The organism is Paraburkholderia sp. JHI2823, from assembly GCF_038900695.1.
Lineage (GTDB): Bacteria > Pseudomonadota > Gammaproteobacteria > Burkholderiales > Burkholderiaceae > Paraburkholderia > Paraburkholderia mimosarum.
Window position 1 is genome coordinate 37,330 of record NZ_JAYMRY010000024.1, and the last position, 16,711, is coordinate 54,040.

Here is a 16,711-nt window from a genome sequence, read left to right on the forward strand (position 1 = left end):
CAATTTTCGCTTGATTGCCGGAGCGTGCCCAACGCCGGGTTTTCGTTCGCGAGGCGTTTGCAAACGTGCCTGGCTGCGAGCCGTTAATTAACCTGTCGCTCTTATCAACGGCGAATAAGGGATGATTGAAAACGGAATTGCGTGACAGCCGAACTTAACCCGCTGCAGTCTGCATAACAACGACGTTATTTGTATTACGCCGACAACGGAACCATTTTCACGCCGACGCATGTGAATAAACATGGGACTAACATAGGAATACCGATTACCCGGAGAGAGAAGGAGACGCAAAGATGAAGAAACATGTGCTCATGTTGCTTCCAGTTCCTCTTTCCCTGCTGGCGTCAGCCGTTCAAGCGCAAAGCAGCGTCACCCTGTATGGCGTGATCGACGAAGCCTTCCAGTTTGTCCACAACGCCAACGCCCAGGGCAACAACCTCTACAGGCTGCAGGGCGGCAACCTGCAAGGATCCCGCTGGGGTTTGAAGGGAACGGAAGATCTAGGCGGTGGGCTCAAAGCCATCTTCCAGCTGGAAAATGGGTTCGACGTCAATAACGGCACCCTGCAACAGGGCAGCCGCCTGTTCGGCCGTCAGGCGTTCGTAGGCTTGACGCATGAGCAGTACGGTACGTTGACGCTGGGTCGCCAGTACGATCCCGTCGTGGACATGGTGCAGCCACTCACGGCAGACAATTACTGGGGCAGCACCTTCACGACGCCCGGTGACGTCGACAACAACGACAACAGCTCTCGTACGAACAATGCCGTCAAATACCTTTCGCCGCAGTTCTACGGTTTCCAGGTCGAAGGCATGTACGCGTTCGGCGGCGTCGCGGGCGCGACGGGCTCGCAGCAGACATGGTCGGCGGCGGCAAGCTATGTGAATGGTCCGTTCAGCATCGCGGCCGGTTACGTGCGCATGCATAACGCCAACTCCACCCTGCCGCGCGCCACGTGGACCAGCACTTCGGACGGAACGTTCGACGGCGGCTATCAGAACCTCGCCTACGAAACCGCCAAGTGGGTCGGAATCGGCTCCGTTGCCCTGCAATACGTGGCCGGTCCGTTCACCTTCGGCGGGCGGTATAGCAACGCACAGTACAAGGCCGACGCGCAGTCGCTCTTCCCATCCAACCAGCGCTACAACGTTGCCGCCGGCTTCGTGAACTATCAGCTCACCCCGGCTTCGCTGGTCGGCATCGGCTATACGTGGACACACAGCGCCGGCGACACTTCGGCAACCTACAACCAGGTTTCGCTGGGCGGCGACTACAACCTGTCCAAGCGTACCGACGTATACCTGGTCGGTGCGTGGCAACATGCCAACGGCACGCAGCGCGTCCCGGTCGCAGGGGGCGGTTCCGTGCTGACCACGGCTGTGGCTTCAGTGGCCGACTATGGGCTCAATGCAAGCTCGAGCTCGCAGATCATGGTCAGCCTCGGCATACGCCACAAGTTCTGATCCGCCGTCGCTACCCGCTGTTTCCCTCGCCGTATTCCCTCGCTGTTCTCCCTCGCTGTTTTCCCTCCCACGCCCGCCGCACCGTCCGGCCCTCCCGGCCAGGCGCCGGCGGGCGCGGTGCTGCGGATGACGGTAGGACCATGGTCCGATTGTGCTCGTCGCTGCCCGCACACATCATTGAACACAACGCCGCGCCGCCCGGTGCGGTGCTTGTCCCGCTTTCGGGCCTCGTGCTCTCGCTCGGGCCTGTCGTTTCCCAACTTCCCGTCGATTGCAGCAGGCGCAATCGACGCGCTCTCGCACGCGTGCAAGGAATTGATATGGATGCCTACATAAATCGCCGAGCGGGCGCACTGTGCGCCGCCATGCTGCTGTTCGCGAGCGCCGCGCAGGCCACGCCGATTGCCTATCCATCGAAGGGGCAGAGCGCGCAGCAACAGCAGTCGGACGAATCGGCCTGCTACTCATGGGCGAAGCAAAACACGGGCATCGACCCGCAGCAGGTCGCGTCGCAGCCACCGCCGCCTTCGGGGCCGGCCGTGGGCGGCGGCGAGCGTGTCCAGGGTGCGGCGCGCGGCGCGGCTGGCGGCGCGGTGATTGGCGCGATCACGGGCGACGCGGGCAAGGGCGCCGCGGTCGGCGCGGCGGCCGGCACGATGGTGGGCGGCTCGCGCGCAAGGCAGAACCGGCGCGCCCAGCAGGCCAATTCCCAGGCACAGACGCAGGGTGCGATGGACACATTCAACCGCGCGTTCGCCGCCTGCATGCAAGGGCGCGGCTACACCGTCCAATAGCGTGCCGTGTGTATGCGAGGCGTAAGACCAAGGTCCGATTGTCCTGCTCGCTGCGTCTGAGACCATGTGGCACAACGGTGAGCAACGATGGGCGAGCAGCTTCTGATTCTCGCGTCACGTTCGATCCGCTTGCGTGAGTGCGGTGTCCGGGCTGTAAAAACTCAATGGAGGACGATAATGAAGCGACGGATTTTTGTGCTTACGACGGCGGCCGCGGCCGGTCTCGTCGTTGCGGGGTGCAGCACAACCACGAGCAGCGGACAAAGCGCTGAAACGGACGCAGCGAAACGCCAGGAGATCGATGCCGCCGTGGACGGCACGCTGTCGCGGCTGTTCTCGACCGTCGACGGCTCGCGTGAACTGGTCTCGAAGGCGCAAGGCGTGCTGGTGTTTCCATCGGTCGTGAAGGCGGCATTCATCGTCGGCGCGGCATATGGCCAGGGCGCGTTGCGCGTGGGCGGCAAGACCGCGGGCTATTTCAGCACGGCGGGCGGTTCGTTCGGCTTGCAGGCCGGCGCGCAGTCCACAGCCTTGATCTTTCTCTTCATGACCCAGGATTCGCTCGACAAGTTCCGCAATTCGGCGGGCTGGGCGGTGGGCGGCGACGTTGCGGTTTCGCTCGTGAAGGTCGGAGCGAATGGCGCGATCGACACGAGAACCGCAACGGCGCCTGTCGAGGCGATCGTGATGACCAATACGGGTCTCATGGCCGATGCCTCGGTAGCCGGCACCAAAGTGACGAAGCTCGATTTGTAAACAGCGGAGAAACGCGATGGCGTACCTCAAGTGGGTAGCAACAGCCGCCATGGTCGCCGCGGCGCAGCTTGCCGCGGCGCAGGGGCAGACGAGCGCCAATGTGACGCATGAGCCGGGGAAGGCGACCGCCTCGGCGATGCACAAGGTGACGGCCACCATCGAGAAGATCGATGCCGATACGCGCACTGTCACGCTCAAGCGTCATGACGGCAAGATGGTCGATGTGGAGCTCGGGGAGAAAGTCAGGAACTTCGATCAACTAAAGGTTGGCGATGTCGTGACGATGACCTACAAGGAAGCGCTTACGCTCAGCCTGAAGAAGGGCGGCGGTGGTGCAACCTCGGTGCAGGAGACGCCGCAGGTCGAGCGCGCGGCCAGCGGTGCCAAGCCCGGCGGCATGGTCGGGCGCGAAGTGAAGGTGATGGCGGACGTGGTGGCCGTGGACAAGAAAACGCAGACGGTCACCTTGAAAGGACCTGAAGGTGGGACGATGGATCTGCGGGTCGAAGATCCCGCACAGTTGGCAAGCGTGCAGGTTGGCGATCAGGTCGAGGCGGTCTATACGGAAGCGTTCGCCGTATCCGTCAAGCCCGCACAGCACAAGTAGTCGCGCCTGGGCGCAGCCACGCGCGAGGAGCAGGCCGGTGCGCACCGCGGCGCCGGTCTGTCCGTCCTCATTGGTAAAACGGACGCAAGGTCATATGAACAACGCGACACGATCTGTGGCCGTCGTTGACGACGAGGAGTCGGTCGGGCGAGCGATCCAGCGCCTGTTGAAGTCGGTCGGCATCGACTCCGACGTATACACCAGCGGCGAGGCATTTCTCGAAGCGCTCGCAGCCTCGGCGCCTCACGCGCCATCGTGCGTGGTCCTCGATATCCAGATGCCGGGCATCAACGGTATCGAGGTGCAGCGGCGGCTGGGCGGCACGGGCATCAAGTGCATCGTCATCACGGCGCACGACGATACGCGCGTGCGAGAACAGGCGCAGGCGGCCGGCGCGGTCGCGTACCTGCGCAAGCCGTTCGACGATTCGGCGCTCATCGGCGCGGTGCATGCGGTGCTGGGCGTACCGTGACCACGCATGTGTACATGCCGTGCTCATGCAGCAACGCGCAGCGACAATGAGCCACCGCGCCATGACCGTAAAAGGAGGCCCCGCGATGAAGCGCGCCGAGCTTCTGGTTTGCCACGACTGCGATCTCATGCAGCAGGGCGTGCCTTGTCCGCCCCGTGGCACGCTGCGCTGCCTGCGCTGCGGCGCCGAACTGGCGCGCGATCATCCGGAAGGTCTCGCTCGCTCGCTCGCGCTCGCGCTGGGCGCGCTCCTGCTCTTCGTCATCTCGAACCTGTACCCGATCGTCGGCCTCGCGGTCAACGGCAATATCGTGCGCACGACGCTGTGGCATTCGGTCCGGATTCTCTATCTCGACGGCATGTGGCCGATCGCGGTGCTGGTGTTCATCACGACGATCTTCATGCCCGCCATGCAGATCGTTTGTCTGCTCGCGCTGCTCGTTCCGCTGGCCATGAACCGCGCGCCATGGCAGGCGCCGCTCCTGTTTCGCGCGATGTACGCCGCGCGGCCCTGGGGCATGACCGAGGTGCTGATTCTCGGGCTGCTGGTTGCACTCGTGAAGCTCTCGCATATCGCCACCGTCGTGGCCGGCGTCGCGCTGTGGTCGTTCGGCGCGTTGATGCTCGTGCTGGCGGGCGCGAGCGCGGCCTTCGACACGCGGCAGTTCTGGGCACGCGTGGCGGGCGCCGCGCTGCCGTCAGGCGCTGCGACAGCGCCAGGGACAAACGGCGCACATGGCGTCGCGCTCAACGGCGCACTCCGTTATGCGCCCGGCGCAAGCGGTGCGCGTGCCGGCGGCGCGCTCACGGGCGCCGCCTGCGGCATCGCGCGCTGCCACGCGTGCGGGCTGCTCGCGCGTATGCCGGGGGCCGCGCATGGGGTGGCGTGCCCGCGCTGCGGCAGCGCGCTGCATCTGCGCAAGGTCGCGAGCCTCTCGCGCACCTGGGCGTTTCTCGCAGCGGCGGTGGTGCTGTACGTGCCGGCGAACGTGCTGCCGGTCATGGATACGAGTTCGCTCTTCGGCACCCAGAAAGACACGATCATGAGCGGCGTGGTGTACCTGTGGACCTCGGGGTCCTGGCCGCTCGCGCTGCTCGTGTTCATCGCCAGCATTACCGTGCCCATGGTGAAGATCCTCGGGCTGTCGTACCTCGCATGGTCGACGCAGCGCGGCTGGAGATGGCTGCCCGAGCAGCGCACGCGCATCTACCGCTTGATCGAGCTGATCGGCCGGTGGTCGATGCTCGACATCTACGTCATCACGATGCTCGTCGCACTGGTGCAGTTCAAGGCGCTTGCCACCATCAAGGCGGGGCCCGCCGCGATCGCCTTCGGCGCCGTCGTGATCCTCACGATGTTCGCCGCGAACATGTTCGATCCGCGTCTCATCTGGGACGCCGTGGAGCGCAGTAATGGCGACGCCCGGTAACGACGGTCTGCCGCCGGATCTGCCCGAGGCGAAGCCGGTACAGGGATCGCGTTGGCGCATGCAGATCGTTTGGCTCGTGCCGATCGTCGCGGTGCTCATCGGCGGCTGGCTCGCCGCGAAGGCGATTCTCGAGGAAGGGCCGACCGTGACCATCAGCTTCAAGACCGGCGATGGCCTGGAGGCCGGCAAGACGAAGATCAAGTACAAGGATGTGGATATCGGCGTGGTGAAGTCGGTCACGCTCTCTCACGACCACAAGCGCGTGATCGCAACGGGCGAGCTCGTGAAAGACGCAACCAGCATGCTGGTCGACAACACGCGCTTCTGGGTCGTGCGTCCGCGCATTTCGGGCGGCACCGTCTCGGGCCTCGGCACGCTGCTCTCGGGCTCCTATGTCGGCATGGACGAGGGCAATTCGAGCAAGACGCGGCGCGACTTCGTCGGCCTCGAAGTACCACCCGTGTTTCCGAGCGACATACCGGGGCGCGAATTCGTATTGAGAAGCAATGACATGGGCTCGCTCGACGTCGGCTCGCCGGTGTTCTTCCGCCGCCTTCAGGTGGGGCAGATCTCGTCCTACGATCTGGACCCGAACGGCAAGGGTGTCACGCTGCACGTGTTCGTGAATGCGCCCTACGATCGTTTCGTGCGCAACGACACGCGGTTCTGGCATGCGAGCGGGCTCGACGTGTCGCTGAGCCCGGACGGGGTGCAGATCAACACGCAGTCGGTGGTGTCGATGCTGATCGGCGGTGTGGCGTTCGAAACGCCCGATAGCGACGATACAACCGAGGCCGAGGCCAATGCGAAGTTCCAGCTCTACCCAACCCATGCCGATTCACTGAAGACGCATGACCGCATCGTCGACACCTACGTCGTGAACTTCTACGATTCGGTGCGCGGGCTGACGATCGGCGCTCCCGTTGATTTTCGCGGCGTCGTCGTGGGCGAGGTGACGCGAATCTACACGCGTTTCGACCCGGTGAAGAAGCAGTTCAGTATTCCTGTCGAAATCAATCTGTATCCGGAGCGGTTCACATCGCGCTTCCAGCATGACAGAACGGCCGGACGTCTCAGCGAGCAGCCGCACGAGCTTGCCGATTTCCTCGTCGCCAATGGCTTCCGGTTCCAGCTGCGCTCGGGCAATCCGCTGACGGGGCAGCTCTACGTCGCCTTCGACATCTTCCCGGACGCGCCGAAGGCGAAAATCGACTGGACGAGAACGCCGGCCGAATTGCCCACGGTGCCGCGCACGCTACAGTCGCTGCAGGACTCGCTCACGCGGCTGCTGGCGAAGCTCAACGGCATCCCGTTCGAAGCGATCGGCACCAACGCGCAACGCACGCTGCAGAGCGCGAACGACGTGATGGCGAAGCTCGGCACCGACGTCGTGCCGCAGGCGCACGATACCCTCTCCGCGGCGCACTCGGCGCTCGACTCGGCCAACGATGCGTTGCAGCCCGACACGCAGTTGCAGCAGAACGCGAGCGACGCCATGCGCGAGCTGGCGCGCACGGCGGCTTCGGTGCGCATGCTCACGGACTATCTCGAGCGTCATCCTGAAGCCGTGGTTCAGGGCAAACCGGGAGGCAAGCAGTGAGCCGCATCGTGACCGTGCCGACCGTGCCAATCGCGCGCGCCGCTGCGGCGGCGTGGATCTGCATCATGGGGAGTCTTGCCGGATGTTCGTCGCCCTCGCCGACGTTCTACGCTTTGCGCGCCGACGATGGTGGCGCGACGGCCCCCGCTGCCTCGACTGCCGGCCCGGCGGGCGACGCGGCGCTCGCTGTCGTCGTCGGCCCGGTCACCGTGCCCGACATGGTCGACCGGCCGCAAATCGTGACGCGCAATCCCGACAACACGATCGAGATGAACGAGTTCGCCCGCTGGGCCACGCCGCTGAAACTGGATATCGGCCGCGTGATCGCCGCGGACCTCGCGTTGCGGCTGGACACGGCTCGCGTGTCGACGGTCGATCTCGGCATGAGCTCGCCGCCGGTATGGCGCGTGCGCGTGGATATCGTGCGCATCGACAGCGTGGCGGGCGACTCGGTGACGGTCGAGGCGCAATGGGTCGCGCGCCCCCCAGGTCACCGCGCGCCGGTCGTGGGGCACACGCTCGCGCACGCGCCCGTGACGAGCCGCGACTACGGTGCAATCGTGGATGCGCATGACCGCGCCCTTGCCATCATCAGCACGGATATTGCCGCCGCGATTCGCGCAGACCACACATCCGTTCGCAGTGCGACGGATTGATACACGGCCCGTTCATCCTATGAAGAGATCGGGGTCGCGGTGGGTGGTGCTCGCGCTGATCGCGGCGCTGGCATGGGCGGACCGCGATGCGCTCGCCAACGTGCCGCCGCCCGGGAACACGCCAGCGGGCCTTCTGGGTATTCTCGCCTTCGTTCTCGCGCCTGCTCCCGCCGGGCCGGGCATGCGCCATTTGCAGCTGGCGGGCGTGGAGCCGGACACGGTCAAGGCGCGCATTGTCGAAGCCTGGTTCGACCGGCTGCACGCCGACCCCGTCATTGCCTTCGCCATGCCCGGCGGCGCGGCGGGCCTCGAGGCGCGGCTGCGCGACGACGCGGCGCGCGATCGCCTGATCCGAAGCGGCATTGCCCGTTTGACGCCGCAAGAGCGGCTCGCTTACTTCACGTTGCTCGCGAAGTACATCGGGCAGGCGGCGAGCGGCGATTGTCATGGGGTCGCGAGCGTGCAGGACATCGCGGATCGCATTTCGCCAGGGAGCATGAGCGATGCCGACGCGGTCCAATACTTCTCATTGCTTCACCTCATCGTGATCCGCTCCGTGCTCGGCGCGCCGCTGAGATTGCCCACGCCCATGCAGTACGAAGCCGCGCTGCGGCATCTCGACGAGGCGGTCAATGGCCAACTTGCGGGCGATGCGCAGGCGGTGGCGCGGCTCAAGCGTGTGACGGGCGGCGCCCCAGGCGCCACGATTGCCGACATCTGCTGGGCGAGCGCGCTGCTCATGCGTTCGACGGCCGCGATGGACGGGCCCGACCGCGACGCGCTGCTGCTCTACATGCTCGGTGACGGCGCGCCTGTGCAGAGGCAATCCCCGAACGCCGCGCCCGCGCCTTGAAGACAACGGCCGTGCGGCGGCGCATGGCATCAAGGCGACGACTTCGACCAGCCCGGGCCCGGATCGAACGACGTCATGGCTTCGGCCTTGGCCGCGCTGTCCGGGCCCAGATCGCGCTCGTACACCTGGCCGTCGTGGTTCACCATGAAGGTCTTGATGCCCGTGTCGCCGTAGCGCACCGGCCAGGCGACGACGCCGAAGCCGCCGAACAGCTTGTCGTGCACGAGGTAGTTATACGCGCCGCCCGGCGCGTGCGGTCCCTGCGAGGTCAGCAGCTTGTAATGGTAGCCATAGTAGCCGGCGCTTTCGGTGCTACGCTTGCCCGCGGTGAGAAATGCTACGCCTAGCGGGCTGGGCGCTTCGTCGGGGCCGGTCGGCCAGTACAGGCCGTCGTGCTTGCCGGGCGAACTCGCGAGCCTGCTCGCATAGACGAGCATCGTGTTGCCGTCGTGATATGTCTGCGCATATTCGTCCTGCGCGTCGTAGACCGCGAGCAGCGCTTGCATCACGGCCAGTTCGTTGCGGCCGATACGGCGCGCGCGCATTTCCTCGGCACCGGCGGCGGTGTCGAAATGCCAGCCTTGCGCACTCTTGACCAGCGGGATCGGCAAGGTCCAGCCGTCGTCGCCAACCGCGATGACCGCATGATTTGCATCGGTATCCTGAATGGTGTGCGAGACCTTCCATTCGCTCAGGAATTTCTCGCGCAATTCCGCACCGACCGGCGGCAAGAGATGGCGGAAGTCTGCGCCGAGCAGCGTCTTCAGTTCGGGCTCGTCGTTGCCGGCTACGGCGTCGCCGAACGCGGTCATCGCGGCGTCGGGCGATGCGAAGTACCTTTGTCCGGCGGCCGCGCAAAGCCGCGGCGTGAAGGCCGCAAGCACGGCGAGCGCGATGACGAGGGCCGCAGCCAGCGCTGCCGAGGCGACCGGACGGAGAAACATGTGTTTGTTCATGGCCGTTCTCCTCTAGCGCCTGCCGCCGCCGCGTCCGCCGCCGCCACCGGCGCGCATCCCGCCGCCGCCGCCGCTTGGACGATTGAATCCCGAAGACTGCATGCTCGAGCGCCCGCGGCTCGCGTCGCGCTGCGTGGCCGCGCCGCCGCCCACGCCCTGGAACGCGCTGTCGCGGCCGCCGCCGCCTCCGTATCCGCCACCGCCGCCGCCGCCACCGGCACCCGTGCTCACGCGATTGCTCACAGCGGCGTTATTGCCGGCCGCCGCGCGATTGCCGGTGCCCGCGTTGTTGCCGACGCTGGCGCGATTGCCGGTGCCTGCGTTGTTGCCGACGCTGGCGCGATTGCCGGTGCCTGCGTTGTTGCCGACGCTGGCGCGATTGCCGGTGCCTGCGTTGTTGCCGACGCTGGCGCGATTGCCGGTGCCCGCGTTGTTGCCGACGCTGGCGCGATTGCCGGTGCCTGCGTTGTTGCCGACGCTGGCGCGATTGCCGGTGCCCGCGTTGTTGCCCGCGTTGGCGCGATTGCCGTTGCCCGCGTTGTTGCCGACGTTGCCGCGATTGCCCGCACCCGCGTTATCGGCGAAGTTCGCGCGATTGCCTGCGTTAGCGTTGTTGCCCGCGCCGCCAAGCCCCTGGCGGTCTGAGCCGCCCGCGCGGTTGCCACTGCGATCGGCGACGTTGGCGCCTTGCTGGCCTTCGCGGCCACGGTAGTCACGGCGTGCGTCGGCGCCGCCCACGTTGTTGCCGTATTTTTGGCGCGTGGCGTTGTCGCGATAGGCAACGCCCTGCCGATGGCTCGCATCATGCTGCCATTTACCGCCCTGAACCTTCGTGCTGTCGAAGTTGCGATTGACGTTCCTCGCCTTGTTCACGTTGATGTTGACGTCGCCTCCGCCCCAGTTGCAGTTGCTGAAGATCGCGCCCGCGGCCGCGAGGCCGACGCCCCATGCGAAGCCCGTCATCAACGCGCCGCCGGGATAATAGGCCGGTGAGGGCGGCCAGGAGTACGGCGGGTAGGCGGGGTAGCTCCATGCGCCGTAGACGACCGTGGGGTTGTACGCGGGCACGTAGATCACCTCGGGGTTGGCGGGCTCGATCTTCACAATGGTCTGCCCCCCCTGCGCGGGCGGCTGTTCGACCACGACCTGCTGCTGCTCGTTGCTCTTCAGGTTGCCCGCATCCTGTGCGCGCGCACGCAAGCGTTGGACGGCGGCGAGCACGTCCTTTTCCTGGGCGAGGAACGCGTCGCCGAGTTTCTGTGTCCAGTCGAGCTTTTCGTTCATCGGTTCGAGCGCCTGCGGGAAGGCAACGAGGGATTTGACGCTCGTGTCCCACGGCTGGTCCTGGACTGCCTTCACGGCATCGTCGCCTTTGACCTTCGGATGTTCCTTCACCCAGCGCGCCGCCTGCACGATCTCCAGCGGGTAAGTGGAGGCCATGAGGACCTGGGCGAGCACGGAATCGGGGTACAGGGCAATGGGCGCGACGAGCGCCTCGAGTTCTTCGGGTTTGTACGGAGCGGGCTGCGGTGCGTCTTGTGCGCGCACCGCGCCTGCAAACAGCAACGCGAGCATCAGCAGGCAGACCGCGTACGTGCGTTGTTTGATCGAGGATGTCATGGCCGTACCTTCCATTCGTTTGCTCCAACCGGACTACGGGACGGATAGCGACAACGTGAAGGGGCGTGCGCGTGCGAGCGCGTTGCATCGTGAGCAGACCGCCGGGAGCCTTGGTGTCGTTTTCGAGGGCGCCCGGGCGGGATGGCCCAAGCCTATAGTCCGGTAAGCGCCTTTGTGCTGGCAATCGGACCAGAGTCCTATTGACACCGAATAGTGGGTGGAACGAATCTGTTCGCTCGTCGGCTCGGGGGCAGCGCGCCTCGTCGCGGCTGTGGCCGAGCGACGCTTCGGAGCGGGCACCGTCGATACCGGGAGGTCACAAATGAAGATGCGTATGACTGCGCCATGCGTGATCGCGCTCGTGTGTTGCGTGCCGCATTTCATGCCGGCGGTCTATGCGCAAACGGGAACGCCGGGCACTCAACAACTGCGCCACGTGCAGCGCAAAGCGGAGCAAAAAGCGCGCGCAAACCAGTCTCAGCAGACTGCGACACAACATCAGGCGGCGAGCGCCCCTGCAGCGGCAACAGCGGCTCCGGCTTCGGTACCCTGATCGACAATTGCGCAGAAATGAAATGACAGCGCCCATTATTGAATAATCGGCCTGATGAATGCACGGTTCGAAATAGTGGACGCTTCTATTTCGTAAAAAACATAATAGCTATTTCGCGCGATGAGGCTCGTTCATATCGGATGGATCATCCGGCCGACGCCGTGAGCCGAAACGGCTCGTTCAAACAGAACGTTCGCAAATATCGGATGACAATTGTCGGTCGCAATTCAGGCGCAATGCGCCTCGGCAAGCCGTCTGTCGCATTGCCGAACCCGGCGCGCGGAAAGAATTATCGAAAAGAATTGCAATGAGCGCTAGCATCCGGAATTTCTTTCATATAATTGACAGGCGGAGAGAGTTGGGAGTCGCCTTGTTGTACGATCATTGAATCCATTCATCCGTTTTCTTTAGTGACTGACTCATTCTCCGTTAGAGCAGGATCGTCCTTGATTCATTGAACTGCAGGCGCAGTCGGCAGGGGGGCGAAGCTGGTCCCGCACACGACCGGAATTCTGGTGCTCGTCAAACCCGCCACGTTCGGCATCGAAACGTGATCAACGTTTCTCAGGCTCGAACGGGGCAGTTGTCGGAGGAGACCGTGATCAGGGCGCATTTGGGGAACAAAAACACAGGTCTGAGCAGATCGAAAGCAGAACATGCAGTGGCCAGCATGTTCGCGTGGTTGGAAAAGGTAAGGCCGTACGCCTTCCCGAACGGGAAGGCGTTTGCACCGCCGCAACGCAGCCGTGCATCGTCACGCACCGCGCAGGACGTGGTGCGAAGTCTGCAAAGCGTGCTCGAAGTCGTGCCCACGGCGGCGCTCGTGATCGACGACGCGGGGCGCATCGTCTGGACAAACGGCCGCGCCACTCGTGTGCTCGGTTACACGCTGGGCGAGATGATGAGCATGCGTCTGGAAGAGGTGCTCGTGGCCTGGCGCAGCGACGAGCGCGCTTTCTCGTTCGCTGAACTGAATACGGCGCAAGGACTGACGCAAAGCGTCACGCGCGTCGCCGTGGCGCGTGCGAAGCATGGCGCGCAAATCGATGTGCATGTGACCGCTTCCGCGTCGCTGGCGGCGGGCGCAGCGGCGCGAATGGTGGTGGTCGTCGAGCCGGTTGACGATGCCGCGAGCGCGGCGCGCGCAAACGAGCCACGCCGCTTGCAACGCGAAAGGGCTTCCGAGATCGGCGACATGGCAGCGGCGCTCGCGCATGAAGTCGATCAGCCGCTCACGGCCATTCTCAGCAACGCCCAGGCGGCGCAGCGCTTTCTCGCGCAGAACCCGCCGGCCCTGAGCGACCTGCGTGAGCTGCTGGGCGAGGTGGTGGCGGACAGCACGCGCGCGCACGCGATCATCCGCAAGATGCGCCAGTCCGCGAAATGCGAGCCCGCCGAACGGGATGCCGTGGACGTAGGCAGCCTCGTGCGCGATGTCATTCGCCTTGTGCGGCGCGAAACGCAAAGCTGCGGCGCGGCGGTGGGGGCGCGCATCGAAGACGGGCTGCCGCAATTGCGCGGCGACGCGGTGCAGCTGCAGCAGGTGCTCGTCAATCTGCTGCTGAATGCGCTCGATGCCGTGCATGAATGCAGCGCCGACGAGCGCACGGTTTCCATCGCCGTCACCGCCACCGAGGATCGCGCGAAGGTGCACATTGCCCTGCGCGACGACGGCCCGGGTGTCGATGCCGGCCGGTTCGCCACACTGTTCAAGCCTTTCATGACCTCCAAGCCGCAAGGGCTGGGTCTGGGCCTGTCCATCAGCCGCACCATCGTCATGGCGCACGGCGGCCAGCTATGGGCCGAGCGCAACGCCGACCATGGCCTGACGTTCCATATCGAACTTCCCGCGGAGGGCGCGTCCATGCACACGGCTGCGCGTTTATTACCATGAATTCGTCCACTTCCACCGTGTTCGTCGTGGACGACGACGAACACGTGCGCAACGCGTTGTGCCGGTTGCTGAGGTCGGGTGGTTACACCGCCGAGGCCTATGGCAGCGCGAGCGCGTTCCTTGACGAGGCAGATCTGGCGAGCGCGCCTGCCTGTCTGCTGCTCGATCTTCAGCTGCCCGACCTGAGCGGTATCGAACTGCAGCGGCGGCTCGATGGCATCGTGCCGATCGTCTTCGTCTCCGCTCACGGCGACATGACGACGGCGGTGGAAGCGATGAAAGCCGGCGCGTCCGACTTTCTGACGAAGCCGATCGATGCGCGCGTGCTGTTCGACGCCACGTCGAAGGCGCTGGAGCGCGCGCGGCAGCTGTTCGAACAGCGCGAGCAGCGCGCGGAGATCCAGCGCCGCGTCGAAAAGCTGACGCCGCGCGAGCGCGAGGTCATGGCGCTCGTGGTGACGGGCCGGCCGAACAAGCTCGTGGCCGACGAACTGGGCGCCGCCGAGAAGACGATCAAGATTCACCGGGCGCGCGTCATGGAAAAGATGCAAGCGAACTCGCTTGCCGATCTCGTGCGGCTCATGACCACGTTCGACTTCGAGTTGCAGGAACTGCTGTCGCCGGAGCCGTCGCGAACGCGCGGCGCGCGAAGACACGCCGAGCCCCTTCCTCATACCGGGTGACGGCTCGCGCGCCCTGCGCATCGGCAACCCCGCAACGACGCCGGCGCCCACACGTGGCGCTTCCGCTACGTCATTTCAACTGACCATTGCGCCAGTCGCGCGGCGTCATGCCAAAGCGTGCGCTGAACCAGTTCGTGAACGAGCCCTGCTGCGCATAGCCGAGCAAATCGGAAACGCGCCCGATCGGATAGCGCGGGTTGCTCATGTAGCGCACGGCAAGCTCGCTGCGCACTTCTTCCACGAGCCGCGTGAAGCTCGTGTTGGCGAGGCCCAGCTGGCGCTGCATGGTGCGAACGCTCAGGTGCAGATGATCGGCCACCAGCTCGACGGTGGCCCGTTCCAGCGGCAGCAGCAGGTAAATCGCCTTGCGCACCTCCAGCGCGGTCGATTCGACGCCCGCGGCGTTGAGCGAATCGGCGAGGCTTTCCGCATAGCGCACCAGCTCCGGGTCGGCGGCGGGGTTCGGGTAGTCGAGATCGGCGGCCGTGCATACGATGCCGTTGAAGTCGCTGCCGAACTCCAGCGGACAGCCGAAGAAACGCCGGTGAAACGTGAGGCTTGGCGGTGCCCGATGAACGAAGTGCACGGCTCGCGGTTTCCAGTGTTCGCCAAGAAGCGCGCCGGAGTGGCGCGCGAGCACGGCAACCGCGAGCTCGATGGCCTGGTTCGTGGGAATGCCGGGATCGACCACCAGTTCCTCGCGGATGGTGACCGTCGCGCCCGTGTCCTCGACATGTACCGCGAGCGCTTCGTTGAGCAGGTGCCGGTATTCGGCGGCGGCGAGCAGCACCTCGCGCAGCGTGCGCTTGTGGGCGAGCAGGATGTTGACCACGCCGCTGCCGAACTTGTGCCGGGTCTCGGCCATTTGCAGCGCAAAAGTCGGGCACGATGCCTTTTCGGCGGAGCGTTCCAGCAGCAGGCAGGCGGCGGCGGCGGGAATGCGTTCCTCCGGGTTGGCGAGCGACGCGGCGTCGATTCCCACCTCGTGCGCAAGCTCGACCGGGTTCAGGCCCACGCGCCTCGCCACGTCGAAATAGCCGCTCATCGAGACCGAGCTGATGGTCGTTTGCATGGTCGTGTCTCCTTCATGTCGCTGCGCCGCGGCGACCCGTCAGCCCGGAATACATGGGCTTGGGCCTATATTGGTGTTAACGCCTGGTGGCGCCAAAAGATAAAACGATGGCGCTCAATCAGAAAAGTTTAGCGCAGGATTGCCGTATCGTGCATCTCAACGGATCAACCATGTCCCGAGCGGTATTCCAGGCGTGCTGCGCCCGGCCGACCATCGGAATACCGTCATCTATATTGGAGAACACGATGCAATTCCTCGACGATTCGCTGCACCCCGAGAACCAGGACAAGGTGGTGATCACCACGGCGCCGTACGGCCCTGAGTGGATGCCCGAAGATTTCCCGGAAGACATTCCGGTCACGATGGATGAACAGATCCAGAAGGCCGTGGACTGCTACAACGCGGGCGCGACGGTGCTGCATCTGCACGTGCGCGAACTCGACGGCAAGGGCTCCAAGCGCCTCTCGAAGTTCAACGAGCTGATCGCCGGCGTGCGCGCCGCGGTGCCGGACATGATCATCCAGGTGGGCGGCTCGATCTCGTTCGCGCCGGAAGACGAAGGCCAGGCCGCAAAGTGGCTTTCGGACGACACACGCCACATGCTGGCCGATCTCGATCCGAAGCCGGACCAGGTGACCGTGGCGATCAACACCACGCAGATGAACATCATGGAGCTGCTCTACCCCGAATACCTCGCGGGCACGTCGCTCTCCAACCCGGCGTTCATGGCCGCGTATAGCGAAATGACGGTGCCGGCCGGCCCGGCATGGGTCGAAGAGCATCTGCGTCGCCTGCAGGCTTCGGGCATCCAGCCGCACTTCCAGCTCACGGGCATCCACGCGCTCGAAACGCTTGACCGCCTCGTGCGCAAGGGTGTCTACAAGGGCCCGCTGAACCTTACGTGGATCGGCATCGGCGGCGGCTTCGACGGTCCGAACCCGTTCAACTTCTTCAACTTCGTGCACCGCGCCCCCGATGGCTGCACGCTCACGGCCGAGTCGCTGCTCAAGAACGTGCTGCCGTTCAACATGATGGCCATGTCGATGGGCCTGCACCCGCGTTGCGGCATCGAAGACACGATCATCGACCAGCACGGCAACCGCTTCACCTCGGTGCAGCAGATCGAGCAGTGCGTGCGCGTGGCGCGCGAGCTGGGCCGCGAGATCGCCACGGGCAAGGAAGCGCGCGAGATCTACCGCATTGGTGTGCAGTACGAAACGGTCGAGGAGACGCTGGCTGCGAACGGCATGGCGCCGAACCGCGCCGCCGGTGTGAAGAACCTGCCGCTGCGCGCGGCGTAACG

At 65.0% G+C, this 16,711-nt stretch carries 15 protein-coding genes; 12 read left to right on the forward strand and 3 right to left on the reverse strand.

What is annotated here, in order from left to right:
- The first annotated feature begins 293 nt into the window (after positions 1 to 293).
- The 9 genes from VSR34_RS23680 to VSR34_RS23720 all read left to right on the forward strand — a co-directional run bounded on the left by VSR34_RS23680 (position 294) and on the right by VSR34_RS23720 (position 8,630).
- A complete protein-coding gene (locus VSR34_RS23680; protein ID WP_342963713.1) occupies positions 294 to 1,463 on the forward strand; it encodes a porin in 1,170 nt (389 codons plus the stop codon).
- Between the two features lie 365 nt (positions 1,464 to 1,828).
- Complete coding sequence (locus VSR34_RS23685) at positions 1,829 to 2,257, forward strand: glycine zipper family protein (protein ID WP_342963731.1); 429 nt, start codon at positions 1,829 to 1,831, stop codon at positions 2,255 to 2,257.
- Between the two features lie 177 nt (positions 2,258 to 2,434).
- Complete coding sequence (locus tag VSR34_RS23690) at positions 2,435 to 3,013, forward strand: YSC84-related protein (RefSeq protein ID WP_028212268.1); 579 nt, start codon at positions 2,435 to 2,437, stop codon at positions 3,011 to 3,013.
- Between the two features lie 16 nt (positions 3,014 to 3,029).
- The gene (locus tag VSR34_RS23695; RefSeq protein ID WP_028212267.1) at positions 3,030 to 3,620 is read left to right on the forward strand and encodes a copper-binding protein; all 591 of its coding nucleotides are present in this window, start codon (positions 3,030 to 3,032) and stop codon (positions 3,618 to 3,620) included.
- A 94-nt stretch (positions 3,621 to 3,714) separates the two neighbouring features.
- Positions 3,715 to 4,092 (forward strand): response regulator, encoded by a 378-nt coding sequence (locus VSR34_RS23700; protein ID WP_028212266.1) that lies wholly within the window; start codon positions 3,715 to 3,717, stop codon positions 4,090 to 4,092.
- An 85-nt stretch (positions 4,093 to 4,177) separates the two neighbouring features.
- Positions 4,178 to 5,521, forward strand: a complete 1,344-nt coding sequence (locus VSR34_RS23705) for a paraquat-inducible protein A (protein ID WP_028231136.1) — start codon at positions 4,178 to 4,180, stop codon at positions 5,519 to 5,521.
- On the forward strand, positions 5,505 to 7,121 hold the full coding sequence (locus VSR34_RS23710; RefSeq protein WP_028231135.1) for an MlaD family protein: 1,617 nt from the start codon (positions 5,505 to 5,507) through the stop codon (positions 7,119 to 7,121). Before VSR34_RS23705 ends, VSR34_RS23710 begins: the two co-directional genes overlap by 17 nt.
- The gene (locus VSR34_RS23715) at positions 7,118 to 7,777 is read left to right on the forward strand and encodes a PqiC family protein (protein WP_238327840.1); all 660 of its coding nucleotides are present in this window, start codon (positions 7,118 to 7,120) and stop codon (positions 7,775 to 7,777) included. The genes VSR34_RS23710 and VSR34_RS23715 overlap by 4 nt, the downstream gene beginning before the upstream one ends.
- A 19-nt stretch (positions 7,778 to 7,796) precedes the next feature.
- A complete protein-coding gene (locus VSR34_RS23720; protein ID WP_154671263.1) occupies positions 7,797 to 8,630 on the forward strand; it encodes a hypothetical protein in 834 nt (277 codons plus the stop codon).
- Between the two features lie 29 nt (positions 8,631 to 8,659).
- On the opposite strand, the gene VSR34_RS23725 is transcribed toward VSR34_RS23720, so the two are convergent.
- Both VSR34_RS23725 and VSR34_RS23730 read right to left on the reverse strand, forming a co-directional pair.
- The gene (locus VSR34_RS23725) at positions 8,660 to 9,586 is read right to left on the reverse strand and encodes a DUF2950 domain-containing protein (protein ID WP_028212261.1); all 927 of its coding nucleotides are present in this window, start codon (positions 9,584 to 9,586) and stop codon (positions 8,660 to 8,662) included.
- Positions 9,587 to 9,598: 12 nt separating this feature from the next.
- Positions 9,599 to 11,161, reverse strand: coding sequence for a DUF3300 domain-containing protein (locus VSR34_RS23730; RefSeq protein ID WP_063619600.1), 1,563 nt, complete (start codon positions 11,159 to 11,161; stop codon positions 9,599 to 9,601).
- A 1,268-nt stretch (positions 11,162 to 12,429) separates the two neighbouring features.
- Between VSR34_RS23730 and VSR34_RS23735 the strand changes: the two genes are divergently transcribed.
- Both VSR34_RS23735 and VSR34_RS23740 read left to right on the forward strand, forming a co-directional pair.
- Positions 12,430 to 13,653, forward strand: a complete 1,224-nt coding sequence (locus VSR34_RS23735) for a HAMP domain-containing sensor histidine kinase (protein WP_342963714.1) — start codon at positions 12,430 to 12,432, stop codon at positions 13,651 to 13,653.
- A complete protein-coding gene (locus tag VSR34_RS23740) occupies positions 13,650 to 14,336 on the forward strand; it encodes a response regulator (protein ID WP_342963715.1) in 687 nt (228 codons plus the stop codon). The genes VSR34_RS23735 and VSR34_RS23740 overlap by 4 nt, the downstream gene beginning before the upstream one ends.
- Positions 14,337 to 14,406: 70 nt before the next feature.
- Here VSR34_RS23740 and VSR34_RS23745 read toward each other — a convergent pair whose 3' ends face one another.
- Positions 14,407 to 15,408 (reverse strand): AraC family transcriptional regulator, encoded by a 1,002-nt coding sequence (locus VSR34_RS23745; RefSeq protein ID WP_342963716.1) that lies wholly within the window; start codon positions 15,406 to 15,408, stop codon positions 14,407 to 14,409.
- Between the two features lie 245 nt (positions 15,409 to 15,653).
- Here VSR34_RS23745 and VSR34_RS23750 point away from each other — a divergent pair, with 245 nt between their 5' ends.
- Complete coding sequence (locus VSR34_RS23750; protein ID WP_028212257.1) at positions 15,654 to 16,709, forward strand: 3-keto-5-aminohexanoate cleavage protein; 1,056 nt, start codon at positions 15,654 to 15,656, stop codon at positions 16,707 to 16,709.
- Positions 16,710 to 16,711: the final 2 nt, after the last annotated feature.